We start from the raw sequence: 13498 nt of genomic DNA on the forward strand, positions 1-13498 counted from the left end.
CACATTCCCTAACATGTTCTCAATCCACGCCGTCTTTGACATCATGGCCTGGATGCGGAATGTTAAAAGGCGGAAAGCCAACAATGGGAGTTAAGTCATGACAATTTATAAGAGTAATGGCGATCGCGTTCCGGATCACATCCTGGCCATGGCCGAAGAAGCCAAGGCAGGCAAGGTGGACCGCCGCGAATTCCTGGCCATGGCCAGCGTCTTCGGCGCATCGACGGCAATGGCTTACGGCTTGCTCGGCCTCGCCGATCCGACGCCGGCGAAGGCCGAAGAGGTAAAGGGCAAGAAGGGCGGCACGCTGAAGATCGCCCAGTGGATCAAAGATCCCAAGGACCCGCGCAAGGCCGACTGGTCGGAAATCGCCAATGCCGAGCGCCAGGCGCTCGAGCCGCTGGTCAAGTACACCTCCGAATACACGTTTCGCCCCTATCTGCTGGAAAGCTGGGACGTCAACGACGACGCCACGCAGTACACGCTGCATGTGCGCAAGGGCGTCACCTGGTCGAATGGCGATGCCTTCACCGCCGATGACGTCATCTTCAACCTGAAGCGCTGGGCTGACAAGAAAGCCGAAGGCAATTCCATGCCCGGCCGTCTCGGCTCGCTGGTCAAGGACGACAAGCTCGACGAAAGCGCCGTAACCAAGCCGGACGACCACACGGTCGTGCTTAAGCTCAGCAAGCCGGACATCGCGCTGATTCCGAACATGTGCGACTATCCCGGGCTGATCGTCCACAAGACCTTCGATGAGAAGGGCGGCGACTTCAAGGCCTGCCCGATCGGCACCGGTCCGTTCGAACTCGTCTCCTACGATGTCGGTCAGAAGGTGGTCTACAAGCGCCGCACCGATGACAAGTGGTGGGACGGCGAAGTGTTCCTCGATGGCCTGGAATTCATCGACTACGGCACCGATCCGGCAGCCATGGTCAGCGCTTTCGAGGCCGGCGAAGTGCACACCAACTTCGAGACTTCGGCCGACTATGTGTCGATCCTCGACGGCATGGACCTGGTGAAGTCGGAAATCGTCACCGCGTCGACCATCGTCTGCCGCACCAACGTCAACAACAAGCCCTATGGCGACCAGAAGGTGCGCAACGCGCTGCAGCTTGCGGTCGACAACAATGTCGTCTTGCAGCTCGGCTACGGCAATGCCGGCTCGGTCGCCGAAAACCACCATGTCTGCTCGATCCATCCGGAATATTACGAGCTGCCCAAGGTTGCCCGTGATCCGGCCAAGGCGAAGGCGCTGATGGCGGAAGCCGGCCAAGCCGACTTCGAACACGAGCTGATCACCGTCGACGAAGACTGGCACAAGAACACCGGCGATGCGATCGCCGCCCAGCTGCGCGACGCCGGCATCAAGGTGAAGCGCACCGTTCTGCCTGGTTCGACGTTCTGGAACGACTGGACGAAGTATCCGCTGTCGATGACCAACTGGAACATGCGTCCGCTCGGCGTCCAGGTTCTGGCCATCGCCTATCGCACCGGCGAGGCCTGGAACGAGGCCGGCTGGTCGAATCCGGACTGGGATGCCAAGCTCAATGCGGCGCTCGCCGTTGCCGACGCCGCCAAGCGCAAGGACATGATGAAGGACATCGAGCAGATCCTGCAGGATTCCGGCATCATGATCCAGCCGTACTGGCGCAAGCTCTACAGCCACTCGGTGAAGGCGGTGCAGAACTACAAGATGCACCCGACCTTCGAGCGTGACTACGGCAAGGTCTGGCTCGACCAGGCTTGATATCGCATCGACATGGAGGGAAGGGGCTCGCTCCCTTCCCTCGCTCTTTGCATTGTCCGTCCCTGCTGGTCCGCACATTCTCAAAAAAGTTGCGGACTCGCGGGCAAGGCCATGCAACAAAAACAGGGTTGATCGCATCCGAAGGCCTGTTTGACAGCCAGCCCCGCCGGTCACGGCAGGGTTGGCTTTCATAGCCGGCTCAAACCCCAACCCATCGGCAGGGGGCCGCCATGCTTTCCTTCGTTATCAGGCGTCTTGGCACCATGGCATTGACGATGCTGTGCCTGACCATGGTCGTCTTCTTCCTGATCAACCTCGAACCCAATCTGAAGAAGCTGGCGATCAGCCAGACCGAAATGCATACGTCGGCCGAGCAGCTCGAGAGCTGGCTGGTCAACCATGGCTACCGGCAGAACTTCTTCGTCCGCTACGGCCAGTGGCTTGGTGTCTTGCCCAAGCAGCCGGTAACCGACCCGGCGACCGGTAAGCCGGCGCAGCGTTTCTCCTTCTGCAACGATCCGCTCGTGCCGACCTTTGCCGGCGTTTTCCAGGGCGATTTCGGCTGCTCGACCAAGTTCAAGGCGACCGTCGCCTCAAAACTGTTTCCGGCACTCGGCGCTACGGGCATCCTGATGTTCTGGGTGCTGGCGGTGATGGTGCCGATCTCGCTGCTGATTGGCATTCTGGCCGGCATGCGTGAGGGGTCGCGAACCGACCGGGTGCTGTCCGTGGCGTCGATCGCCTCGACGGCGACGCCTGAATATGTGTCGGGCGTCATCTTCACCGTCATCTTCGCCTCATGGCTAGGCTGGCTGAACGGCTCGGCGGCTTCGGCCAGCCAGGGCATCACCTTCTACAATTTCACACTGCCGGTGATGACGCTGGCGATCTACGGCATCGGCTATATCGCCCGCATGACGCGAGCTTCGATGGTCGAAGTGATGACGCAGCAATATATCCGTACTGCGCGGTTGAAGGGTCTCTCCTTCGGCAGCGTGGTGGTCAAACATGCCTTGCGCAACGCGCTGATCGCACCGTTCACCGTCATCATGCTGCAATTCCCTTGGCTGCTCACCGGCGTCGTCATCGTCGAGGTGATGTTCCGCTACCAGGGCTTCGGCTACACGCTGGTCGAGGCGGCCGGCAACAACGATATCGACCTTTTGCTCGGCTGCTCGCTGGTCTCGGTGTTCATCGTCTTGATCACGCAGCTCATTTCCGATGTCGGCTACGCATTTCTCAATCCGCGTATCAGAGTTCAGTAGGGAGCGAAGCCGATGCCGGTTCAATACATCAGTGGCTTCACCGTCGTTTTCGAAGTGCTGTCGCGCTTCTGGCCGGTCTGGATCGCGCTTGTCATCGTCATGGGCGCGAGCTTCGCCTACAAGAAGAAGCTGGCGCTCTACGGCCAGCTGTTCGACAGCGGTGTCGGCATCGTCGGCGTCGGCATCTGCCTGTTCTGGCTGTTCACGGCGATCTTCGCCGCGACCATATCGCCCTTCGATCCGCTGGCCCAGATTCCGATCATGAAGGACGTGCTGCCGGGCGCCGTCGAACCGCAGTCGGGACTGACCTATCTGTTCGGCGGCGACAAGCTGGCGCGCGACGTGTTTTCGCGCATGGTCTATGGCAGCCAGATCGTGCTGATCATCGCGCCTGCCGCGACCGGCTTCGCGCTGATGGTCGGCATCACGCTCGGCCTGCCCGCCGGCTATTACGGCGGCAAGATCGACACCGTGCTTTCGTTCCTGGCCAACCTTGTGCTCGCCTTCCCGGTGATCCTGCTGTTCTACCTCTTGGTGACGCCGGGCATCATGGACACGCCGATCCCCTATGGCATGGCCGGCGTCTTCTTCCTGTTTCCGATCATCTTCTTCAGCGTGCTGTTCTGGACCCGCTACAAGAACCGGCCCGACCGGCTCTACATCCTGCTCGGCATCACCCTGATCCTCGGTGGCTGGATCTATCTCGGCCTTGTGTTCGATAAGGACCCGCTGCACATCGTCCATATCGATCCAAACCAGCTCAACATCTTCGTGGCGGTGGTGTTCGCCTCCAGCCCCGGCGTGTTCCGCATCGTGCGTGGCCTGGTGATGGACATCAAGACGCGCGACTATGTGGCGGCGGCGCAGACGCGCGGTGAATCGCCCTGGTACATCATGCTGTGGGAGATCCTGCCCAATGCGCGCGGGCCATTGATCGTCGATGCCTGCCTGCGCATCGGCTACACCACGATCCTGCTCGGCACACTCGGTTATTTCGGCCTTGGCCTGGCGCCGGAAAGTCCGGACTGGGGCACCGCGATCAAGGACGCCAGCCGCCTGCTGCGCTCCTTCATCCATCCGGCGCTGCCGCCGACCATCGCACTGATGTCGTTCGTGCTGGGCTTGAACCTGCTCGCCGACTCGCTGCGCGAACAATCGATGAAAGACTGATGTCGCGGGTTTCGACCCGATGGGCCTGAGAGAAACAGGCCTGGAAGAACCAGGATTGGAGCGACCCATGAACGAGGCAGTTCGAAATCCCGCCAAGCCGACCCCCGGGCCAACCAAAGGGCCGATCATCGAGATCGAGAACCTGTCGATCTCCTTCTTCACCCGCAAGGGCGAGATACCGGCGGTCATGGATTTTTCCTGCACCGTCATGCCGGGCGAGGCGATGGGCATCGTCGGCGAATCCGGCTGCGGCAAGTCGACCGTGTCGCTCGGCATCATGCGCGACCTCTCCAACATCGGGAAGATCGTCGGCGGCAAGATCAAGTTCCAGGGCAAGGACATGGGCGAACTCTCCGACGAGGAGTTGCGTTCCATCCGCGGCAACAAGATCGCCATGATCTACCAGGAGCCGATGGCGAGCCTGAACCCGGCGATGAAGGTCGGCCAGCAGCTGATGGAAGTGCCGCTGATCCACGACAAGGTGTCGAAGGAAGAGGCCTATAAACGCGCCCTCGATATGGTGCGCTCGGTCAAATTGCCCGATCCCGAGCGTATGATGCGCTCCTATCCGCACCAGCTCTCCGGCGGCCAGCAGCAGCGCATCGTCATTGCCATGGCGCTGCTGTCGAAGCCGGCGCTGCTTTTGCTCGACGAGCCGACGACGGCGCTCGACGTGACGGTGGAGGCGGGCATCGTCGATCTGGTCAAGGGGCTGGGCGAAAAGTTCGGCACGTCGATGATCTTCGTGTCGCATAATCTCGGCCTGATCCTGGAAACCTGCGATCGCATCACCGTGATGTATTCGGGCGAAGCGGTGGAGACCGGCAAGATCAAGGACGTGTTCGACCGGATGCGCCACCCCTATACGCAAGGGCTGTTCCGCTCGATCCCGCTGCCGGGCGCCGACAAGAACTCACGGCCGCTGATCTCCATCCCCGGACAGCTGCCGCTGCCGCACGAGCGGCCCAAGGGCTGCAATTTCGGCCCGCGCTGCCACCATTTCGTCGAGGGTGTCTGCAACGCCGCCGAAATCCCGATGATCGAGGTCGCTGGTCACGAAGGCCATTTCTCGCGCTGCGTGCGCTTCAACGAGATCGACTGGGAGGCGCTGCCACCCGGTGCCAAGAAGGTCAATGAGCGCGTCGTGCCCGGCGCGCCGGTGCTCAAGATCGAGGACCTCAGAAAATATTACAGGGTCGGCGGCAGCGAGGTGTTCGGCTCGAGCGAGGGCCGCGTCGTCAAGGCCAACGAGACGATCTCGTTCATGGCGCGCGAATCCGAGACGGTCGCCATCGTCGGCGAATCCGGCTGCGGAAAGTCGACGCTGGCCAAGGTGCTGCTCGGGCTGGAGACGGCAAGTGCCGGCACTGTGACGCTGGGCAACACGGAAATCCAGTCGACGGGGATCGACAAACGGAGCGTCGACACGGTGTCGTCGATCCAGATGGTGTTCCAGAATCCGTTCGACACGCTCAATCCCAGCCATTCGGTCGGTTCGCAGATCATCCGCACGCTGGAGAAGTTCAATGTCGGCAAGACGGTTGCCGATCGCCGCAAGCGGATGCTGGAGCTGCTCGACCTGGTGAAGCTGCCGCGGGCATTCGAAACCCGCAAGCCGCGTCAGCTTTCGGGCGGCCAGAAGCAGCGCATCGGCGTGGCGCGAGCCTTTGCCGGTGACGCCAAGGTGGTGGTGGCCGACGAGCCGGTCTCGGCATTGGACGTGTCGGTGCAGGCGGCGGTGACCGAACTGCTGATGGACATCCAGCGCAAGAACAAGACGACGATGCTGTTTATCAGCCACGATCTGTCCGTCGTTCGCTACATCGCCGACCGCGTCGTCGTCATGTATCTCGGCTACATCGTCGAGCAAGGCACGACCGACCAGATCTTCGCACCGCCCTATCATCCCTACACCGAGGCGCTGCTGTCGGCGATCCCGATCGCCGACACGAGTGTCGTGAAGAAGCACATCGTGCTGGAAGGCGACATCCCGTCGGCGATGAACCCGCCATCCGGCTGTCCGTTCCAGACCCGTTGCGGCTACAAGAAGCTGGTGCCGGACAATCTCTGCGAGACCAAGGTGCCGCCGGTCAAGCATCTCGGCGACGGTCATATGAGCCTGTGCTGGCTCTCCGACGACGTGCTGGCCAAGATGGAGCCCGTGATCAAGTTCGACAAGGAACACGCCGCGCACGAAGGTATGCCGGACGACGCGCCGCATGGCGATGGCCCCGGTTTTGCTGGCACGCCACCAAAGCGTCCGCGCGGCAAAAGGCCGAGCTGACAGTCCGAAGATCGAGATCAACGATGCGGCAAGCTCAGTTCCCGCACTCGCTCAACTGCTGGGCATAGTCCCGCGCCATCTTGTCGGTGGCCCGGGCATAGCCCTGCACACCGGCATCGCCCCTGTTGCCGCGGCCATAGGCGGTCCAGCCGAGATAGTAGGCAAGGTAGAGATTGTAGGTGTCGTTGCGGGCGACGCCGTAGGTGTCAGATGTCTTGGAATGATACCAGCCGACGAAATCGACCGCATCGGCGAATTTCGTCCGCCGCGCCGCCCAGTTGCCGGTCTCGCGCTGATATTGCGACCAGGTGCCGTCCAGCGCCTGCGAGAAGCCGGTGGCCGTGGAGACGTGCTTCCACGGAATGAAGCCGAGCAGCTTGGTACGCGGCGGCCTTGCATTGCTCTTGAAGCCCGATTCCTTGCGCACCGTCGCCATCAGTACGGGAACGGGAATGCCATATTTCTGTTGGGTGCGCTCGGCGGCAGACTGCCAGTTGTCGAACCAGCCGTCATTCTGGTCGAAGACGGCGCAAACATTGTTGATGTGGCTGGGCGGCGTGGCGCAGGCCGAAAGCGCCAGCAGCACGCAAACCGCACCAATTTTACTAAAACTCGAACTACGCATCGGCAGAGCAATAGGCCGAAATCATAAAGGGAATCTTGCCGCGTCCATTAACGCTTCGCCCGAGCGGTCGTTCGAGGAAATCCAATATCAACAATCCGACATATTTCGTCGTATTCTTTGAATGAATACTGCAGAAATGCCGCCGTGTCTAAAATCACGCCCGCAAACGGCGTATTTATGACAGCTTGCCTGGTTTGCCGGGGCTTTGATGCCAGGCATGAACGAACCAAGACGCAAACGCGGCGCCGAGCGCACCAGCAATCGGGGGCCATCGGCCATTCCGCAACTGCCGCTCAGGCGGGTGACCAATCCCTATCCGCCAATGGCCATGCTGTCGCCCGATCAGATCGAGCAGATCCATCAGGCGTCGATGCACATATTGGAGAATTTCGGCATCGAGGTGATGAGTCCGCGCGCGCTGTCGCTGTTCGAGAAGGCCGGCGCCAGGGTCGATCATGCCTCAGCGAATGTCCGCATCGATCGCGGCCTGATCGAAGACGTGCTGAAGACCACGCAGCCCGGCTATGTGTTGACGCCGCGCAACCCGGCCAACGCGGTTCATCTGGGCGGCAACACCATCAATTTCACCCTCGTTGCCGGGCCGCCCAATGTCCATGACATGGAGCGCGGCCGCCGCGCCGGCAATTTGCGCGACTATTCGGATCTCACACGGCTGGCGCAGCATTTCAACTGCATCCACATGCTGGGCAACCAGGTCTGCGCGCCGGTGGAGCTGCCGGCAAACTCCCGCCATCTCGACACTTATTTCACCAATCTGACGCTGACCGACAAGAGTTTCCATGTCTCGGCGATCGGCCGGGGCAGGGCATTGGACGGCATCGAGATGATGGCGATTTCGCGTGGGCTGACGCTCGACCAGATGCGCGACGATCCCGGCATCACCACGATCATCTCGGTCAACTCCCCGCGCCGCTTCGACGAGATGATGGCCGAAGGCCTGATGACCATGGCCGAGTTCGGCCAGTCGGTGGCGGTGACGCCGTTCACGCTGATGGGGGCGATGAGCCCGGTGACGCTGGCCGGGGCGCTGGCGCAGCAGAATGCCGAGGCGCTGTTCGGCGTAGTGCTGACGCAGCTTGTCCGTCCGGGCGCGCCGGTCATGTATGGCGCCTTCACCTCCAATGTCGACATGAAGTCGGGCGCACCGGCCTTCGGCACGCCTGAGAACACCAAGGCCAACATTGCGTCAGGGCAACTGGCGCGGCGCTACGGGCTGCCCTACCGCACGACGCCGGGCTCGGCTTCCAATGCCGCCGACGCGCAGGGCGCCTATGAGACGCTGATGGCACTGTGGGGCGCGGTGCTCGGCCACGGCAACCTCGTTTACCACGCCGCCGGCTGGCAGGAGGGCGGGCTGACGGCGTCGTTCGAAAAACTCATCATCGATGTCGAGATGATCCAGCATATGATGGAGTTCTTGCGCCCGATCGAAGTCAATGAGGCGGAACTCGCCGTCGAGGCTTTGGGTGCGGTGCCAACCGGTGGGCATTTCTTCGGCGAGCCGCACACGCTGGAGCGCTACGCCACTGCCTTCTACCAGCCGATGCTGTCCAACTGGCAGAATTACGAAGCCTGGCAGGAAGCCGGCGGCCTCGACGCCACGGCACGCGCGACGCGGCTGTGGAAGAAAGCGCTGGAGGACTATGTCGAGCCGGTGATGGATATCGCCGTGCGCGAGGCGCTAGAGGCTTACATGGCCAGGCGCAAGGAAGCGATCGGGCAGGGCGAGCCGTGATCGTTCCCAGCTTGAATCCATTCACCCATTCAACTCACTGATATCAGAGAAAAAATCCATGAAATCGCATGCAAAGGTCGTGGTCATTGGCGGTGGCGTCGTCGGATGCTCCGTGTTGTTCCATCTCGCCCGCCACGGCTGGACCGACGTTGTCCTGCTCGAGCGCGACGAGCTGACCTCAGGCTCGACCTGGCACGCGGCCGGGGGCATGCACACCATCAATGGCGACCCCAACGTCGCCAAGCTGCAGAAATACACGATCAATCTCTACAAGGAGATCGAGGAGCTTTCCGGCCAGGCGACCGGCGTGCATCTGACCGGTGGCGTGCTTCTGGCAGCGACCGAGGCGCGGCTCGACTGGCTGCGCGGCGTCGTCGCCAAGGGCCGCTATCTCGGCATCGAGCTCGAGGAGATCTCGCCCAACGAAGCGGCCGAACTGATGCCGCTGCTCGATCCCAAGCAGTTCGTCGGCGCGGTCAGGAACAAAGAGGACGGCCATCTCGATCCCTCCGGCGTCACCCACGCCTATGCCAAGGCCGCGCGGAAACTTGGGGCGGAAGTGGAGCGTTTCACCAAGGTCGAGGACATCGTGCGGCGCCCTGACGGGCTGTGGCGGGTCATCACCAACAAGGGCGAGGTGGTGGCCGAGCATGTCGTCAACGCCGGCGGCCTGTGGGCGCGCGAGGTCGGCCGCATGGTCGGCCTCGAACTGCCGGTGCTGGCCATGGAGCACATGTACCTGATCACCGAGGACATGCCGGAGGTCGCCGCCTGGAACGCCAAGACCGGCACCGAGATCATCCACGCGGTCGACTTCGATGGCGAGCTTTACCTGCGCCAGGAGCGCGGCGGCATGCTGATGGGCACTTACGAAAAGGCCAACAAGCCATGGTCCGAATACCAGACGCCATGGAATTTCGGCCATGAATTGCTGGAGCCCGACATCGACCGCATCGCGCCGTCGCTTGAGGTCGGCTTCCGCCATTTCCCGGCCTTCCAGAACACGGGCATCAAGCAGATCATCAACGGGCCTTTCACCTTCGCGCCCGACGGCAACCCATTGGTCGGGCCGGTGCGCGGGCTGCCGGGCTTCTGGGTCGCCTGCGGTGTCATGGCCGGGTTTTCGCAAGGCGGCGGCGTCGGCCTCGCTTTGTCGAACTGGATGATCGAGGGCGATCCCGGCGCCGACATCTGGGCGATGGATGTCGCGCGCTACGGCGACTGGGCGACGATGGCCTATACCAACGCCAAGGTGCGCGAGAATTATTCCAGGCGCTTTTCGATCCGCTTCCCCAATGAGGAGCTGCCCGCCGGGCGGCCGCTGAAGACGACGCCGGTCTACGACCTGCTGTCGGCCAAGGGTGCGCAATGGGGCGTTGCCTATGGGCTGGAAGTGCCGCTGTGGTACGCGCCGGAAGGCGTCAAGGACGAATTCTCCTGGCGCCGCTCGAGCGATTTCACGCAGGTCGCCAAGGAGGTCGCCACAGTTCGCGACGGTGTCGGCCTGTCGGAGATTTCGAGCTTCGCCAAATACAAGGTGACGGGTGAGGGAGCGGCCGCCTGGCTCGACCGGATGCTTGCCTGCAAACTGCCCAAGCCCGGCCGCATGACGCTGGCGCCGATGCTGAAGGAAGACGGCAGACTGATCGGCGATTTCACCCTCGCCAATCTCGGAAGCGAGGGCTGGTTTCTCGCCGGCTCCGGCATCGCCGAGCAATACCACATGCGCTGGTTCGAAAAGCACCTGCCTGACGATGGATCGGTCCGCATCGAGGCGCTGGGCGCGAAGCTCACCGGTCTGTCGATCGCCGGCCCGAAGGCGCGGGATGTGCTGGCAAAGGCGACGCGCTCGGATGTCTCCAATGCGGCCTTTTCCTTCATGGCCATTGGCCGGATGGATATCGGCATGGCGCCGTGCCTGGTCGGCCGTGTGAGCTATACCGGCGATCTCGGCTACGAGATCTGGGTGGCGCCGGAATACCAGCGCGCCGCCTATCAAGCGCTGATGGCGGCGGGCGGGGAATTCGGCATCGGCCTGTTCGGCTCGCGCGCCCTCAATGCGCTGCGGCTGGACAAGAATTACGGCTCATGGGGGCGCGAGTACCGGCCGATCTACGGGCCGCTGGAAGCGGGGCTCGACCGCTTCGTTGCTTACGGCAAGGACGCCGATTTCATAGGCAAGGCCGCGGCGCTGGCCGAGCGCAGGCAGGGCGGCAAATTGCGCCTGCGCGCTTTTATCGTCGATGCCGATGATGCCGATGTCATTGGCGATGAGCCGATCTGGTTCGATGGTGCGGTGCGCGGCTGGGTGACGTCGGGTGGCTATGCGCATCATTCGAAGAAATCCGTCGCCGTCGGCTATGTGCCGAAGGAGATCGCTGATGAGAGCGACGGCTTCGAGATCGAGCTGCTGGGCAAGCGCCATGCGGCGCGCATTCAGGCGGTGCCGCTGTTCGACGCCAATTTCGAACGGATGCGTGCTTGAAGCGCTTCGGCTTCGCCGATGCGCTTCAGATTCCTGTTTTGTGGATGTCGTTGTCCCAAGACCGCCGGGCACTTTTGGGCGACATGCACCAGGCCCGCATCCTCTTTCTGGCGTCAGGCGCTGCGGCGGCTGTCCAGCGCGAAAGCGCCGGCGCCGGCAAACACCAGATAGAGGAAGATGAAGCAGAACGAGATCGCCGAATCGCCGCCATTGTTGACCGGGAAGAAGTCGCGCGGCATGTGCGCCATGAAATAGGCGATCGCCATTTCGCCGGCCAGAAGGAATGCCACCGGTCGCGTGAACAGGCCCAGCGCGAGCAGGATGCCGCCGGCGAATTCGAGGATGGCGGCAGTCGTGGTCAGCCCGGAAAGGGCGTGGGGATCGACGCTGACGGGGAAGTTGAACAGTTTCTGGCTGCCATGCTCGATGAACTGCAGCGCGGTCATGATGCGCAACACGCCGAGCGCCTGCGGCTGGTATCTGGAGAGGCTTTCGAAAAGCTTCATGATGACTCCATTTTCAATCCGTCCGGCCATAGATTATCGCCCAGGAATGGACCATTCACTTCCCATGGCCTGGCGTCAACAATCGGTGATTGAAAATGTCCCCAGCTTGACCCTTCATATTTTTCCCGCAAAGGTTGCATTTCTATCGTTGCGGTTGTATTAGTGCGGCCACTCTAGAAATGTGGGTTCCCTTTGCCATGAAAAAAGTCGCCATCAGCCTCTTCGCAATTCTTGCAGGCACCAGCTTTGTCATGGCCGAGGACGCCGGCTGTGAGGCCTTCAAGTGGCCCGTGACGCGGGAGCAGACCCTGTTTGCCGCGGCACCGGCAACGCCGTCCGGAGCGGCACTGGCGGTTGGTGCGGCTGCGGACCTGGCGCTGGTGCCGGTAGAGAAAGCCGGTTTTGCGGTAGCGCCCGAACGTGCGCCGGCATCAGACAGTTTCGGGGCCGTCGCCAGCGTGGAGGTGCCATCCGAGGGAGCCATCCAGATAAGTCTCTCGGGGGAGGCTTGGATCGATGTCATCCAGGATGGCCAGGCCATCAAGTCGGCGGGCTACAGTGGCGTGAAAACATGCCCTGGCATCCGCAAGAGCGTGCGCTTCAAGCTTGCGCCCGGCCCGGCCACCGTCCAGTTCAGCGGCGCGAAAAAAGCTGAGTTGAAGGTTGCGGTGCTGGCGCCGGAATGAGGCGGCGCCAGGCAGGGGGAGAGGCCTTCATCGGTGGTCCGATGAAAGCCCGCACTTTGTGTCAGCGGTGTTCGATCGCCGTCAGCGGACTGGCGCCATCAAGGCGAAGTGCGCGCCTTGCGGGTCCTGGCACTGCACGATCCAACTGCCGCCGGGGACCTCCATCGGCCCCATCAGGATCTTGCCGCCATTGTCGGTGACCCGTTTGGCCGCCGCGTCGATGGCCGCAACGTTGAAGTAGAATTGCCAGACCGGGACCGGGATCTGCGCGGGCTTGTTCATGATGCCGCCGCCGGATTCGGGGCCGGCCGTAAAAGTCTGGTACGTGCCCATCGGGCCCATGTCGAAATCGCCGGCGTCGATCCAGCCGAACTGGTCGGAATAGAAATCGAACGCGGCTTTCCAGTCCGACGTGTAAAGCTCGTGCCAGCCGATGTGGCCCGGCGTGCTGGCCGGCACGACAGGCTGGTCGGGACCGTTCGGCTGCAGGAACATGAAGGTCGCGCCTTGCGGATCGGCGACGACGGCAAAGCGGCCGACGCCCGGAATGTCGTCGGGCTGGCGGTGAACGGTGCCGCCGGCTTTCTCCAGCGATGCAGTTGCGGCATCGACATCCCTGGTGTGGATATAGCCGAGCCAGGCAGGCGGCATGCCCATCTTGGCGGCATCCTCGGGCAAGGTCATCAGGCCGCCGACGCCACGTTCGCCGACATTCATGACGATGTAGCGCGGCATGCCGGGTGCCTTATCGAAGGGCTGCGCCGTCCAGCCGACCACTTGGGTGTAGAACGCCTCGGCGGCGTCGAGATCTGATGTCATCAATTCGTACCAGAAGAAGGGCATCGGGGTTTTTGGCATTTTCGGTCTCCTCACCTTTCATGGATCGATCGTCGTCCATCATAGGACGATCCTCACGACGGAAATCCGACACCGCCCGGACAACAATGGGTGTGTGTGCCAAGCGTTCCCTG

10 protein-coding genes are annotated in these 13498 nt (G+C 62.2%); 7 read left to right on the forward strand and 3 right to left on the reverse strand.

Annotation, left to right across the window (positions count from 1 at the left end; genetic code table 11):
- The first annotated feature begins 97 nt into the window (after window positions 1–97).
- The 4 genes from RPF88_RS03515 to RPF88_RS03530 all read left to right on the forward strand — a co-directional run bounded on the left by RPF88_RS03515 (window position 98) and on the right by RPF88_RS03530 (window position 6469).
- A complete protein-coding gene (locus RPF88_RS03515) occupies window positions 98–1750 on the forward strand; it encodes an ABC transporter substrate-binding protein (RefSeq protein ID WP_013530882.1) in 1653 nt (550 codons plus the stop codon).
- A gap of 230 nt (window positions 1751–1980) precedes the next feature.
- Window positions 1981–3015, forward strand: a complete 1035-nt coding sequence (locus RPF88_RS03520) for an ABC transporter permease (RefSeq protein ID WP_013530883.1) — start codon at window positions 1981–1983, stop codon at window positions 3013–3015.
- A 12-nt stretch (window positions 3016–3027) separates the two neighbouring features.
- Window positions 3028–4185, forward strand: coding sequence for an ABC transporter permease (locus tag RPF88_RS03525; RefSeq protein ID WP_013530884.1), 1158 nt, complete (start codon window positions 3028–3030; stop codon window positions 4183–4185).
- Window positions 4186–4252: 67 nt separating this feature from the next.
- Window positions 4253–6469 (forward strand): dipeptide ABC transporter ATP-binding protein, encoded by a 2217-nt coding sequence (locus tag RPF88_RS03530; RefSeq protein WP_024501517.1) that lies wholly within the window; start codon window positions 4253–4255, stop codon window positions 6467–6469.
- Between the two features lie 34 nt (window positions 6470–6503).
- Here the strand turns inward: RPF88_RS03530 and RPF88_RS03535 are convergent, their stop codons facing one another.
- Window positions 6504–7094, reverse strand: coding sequence for a transglycosylase SLT domain-containing protein (locus RPF88_RS03535; RefSeq protein WP_024501516.1), 591 nt, complete (start codon window positions 7092–7094; stop codon window positions 6504–6506).
- A gap of 217 nt (window positions 7095–7311) precedes the next feature.
- Between RPF88_RS03535 and RPF88_RS03540 the strand changes: the two genes are divergently transcribed.
- Together RPF88_RS03540 and RPF88_RS03545 are read left to right on the forward strand one after the other, a co-directional pair.
- Entirely contained in the window at window positions 7312–8850 is a 1539-nt protein-coding gene (locus tag RPF88_RS03540; RefSeq protein ID WP_337121706.1) for a trimethylamine methyltransferase family protein, read from the forward strand.
- Between the two features lie 58 nt (window positions 8851–8908).
- A complete protein-coding gene (locus RPF88_RS03545; protein ID WP_337121707.1) occupies window positions 8909–11335 on the forward strand; it encodes a GcvT family protein in 2427 nt (808 codons plus the stop codon).
- A gap of 113 nt (window positions 11336–11448) precedes the next feature.
- Here the strand turns inward: RPF88_RS03545 and RPF88_RS03550 are convergent, their stop codons facing one another.
- Entirely contained in the window at window positions 11449–11841 is a 393-nt protein-coding gene (locus RPF88_RS03550) for a DoxX family protein (protein ID WP_013530889.1), read from the reverse strand.
- Window positions 11842–12038: 197 nt separating this feature from the next.
- Here RPF88_RS03550 and RPF88_RS03555 point away from each other — a divergent pair, with 197 nt between their 5' ends.
- Window positions 12039–12527, forward strand: coding sequence for a hypothetical protein (locus RPF88_RS03555; protein ID WP_337121708.1), 489 nt, complete (start codon window positions 12039–12041; stop codon window positions 12525–12527).
- A gap of 81 nt (window positions 12528–12608) precedes the next feature.
- On the opposite strand, the gene RPF88_RS03560 is transcribed toward RPF88_RS03555, so the two are convergent.
- Entirely contained in the window at window positions 12609–13385 is a 777-nt protein-coding gene (locus tag RPF88_RS03560) for a VOC family protein (RefSeq protein WP_337121709.1), read from the reverse strand.
- Window positions 13386–13498 lie beyond the last annotated feature (113 nt).

Origin of the sequence: Mesorhizobium sp. ISC11 (assembly GCF_037162595.1) — a bacterium.
Classification (GTDB): Bacteria; Pseudomonadota; Alphaproteobacteria; order Rhizobiales; family Rhizobiaceae; genus Mesorhizobium; species Mesorhizobium ciceri.

Excerpts from the sequence above, each read along its gene's own strand:
- RPF88_RS03515 (WP_013530882.1), top strand. The coding sequence starts at position 98 with ATGACAATTTATAAGAGTAATGGCGATCGCGTTCCGGATCACATCCTG.
- RPF88_RS03520 (WP_013530883.1), top strand. The coding sequence starts at position 1,981 with ATGCTTTCCTTCGTTATCAGGCGTCTTGGCACCATGGCATTGACGATG.
- RPF88_RS03525 (WP_013530884.1), top strand. The coding sequence starts at position 3,028 with ATGCCGGTTCAATACATCAGTGGCTTCACCGTCGTTTTCGAAGTGCTG.
- RPF88_RS03530 (WP_024501517.1), top strand. The coding sequence starts at position 4,253 with ATGAACGAGGCAGTTCGAAATCCCGCCAAGCCGACCCCCGGGCCAACC.
- RPF88_RS03535 (WP_024501516.1), bottom strand. The coding sequence starts at position 7,094 with ATGCGTAGTTCGAGTTTTAGTAAAATTGGTGCGGTTTGCGTGCTGCTG.
- RPF88_RS03540 (WP_337121706.1), top strand. The coding sequence starts at position 7,312 with ATGAACGAACCAAGACGCAAACGCGGCGCCGAGCGCACCAGCAATCGG.
- RPF88_RS03545 (WP_337121707.1), top strand. The coding sequence starts at position 8,909 with ATGAAATCGCATGCAAAGGTCGTGGTCATTGGCGGTGGCGTCGTCGGA.
- RPF88_RS03550 (WP_013530889.1), bottom strand. The coding sequence starts at position 11,841 with ATGAAGCTTTTCGAAAGCCTCTCCAGATACCAGCCGCAGGCGCTCGGC.
- RPF88_RS03555 (WP_337121708.1), top strand. The coding sequence starts at position 12,039 with ATGAAAAAAGTCGCCATCAGCCTCTTCGCAATTCTTGCAGGCACCAGC.
- RPF88_RS03560 (WP_337121709.1), bottom strand. The coding sequence starts at position 13,385 with ATGCCAAAAACCCCGATGCCCTTCTTCTGGTACGAATTGATGACATCA.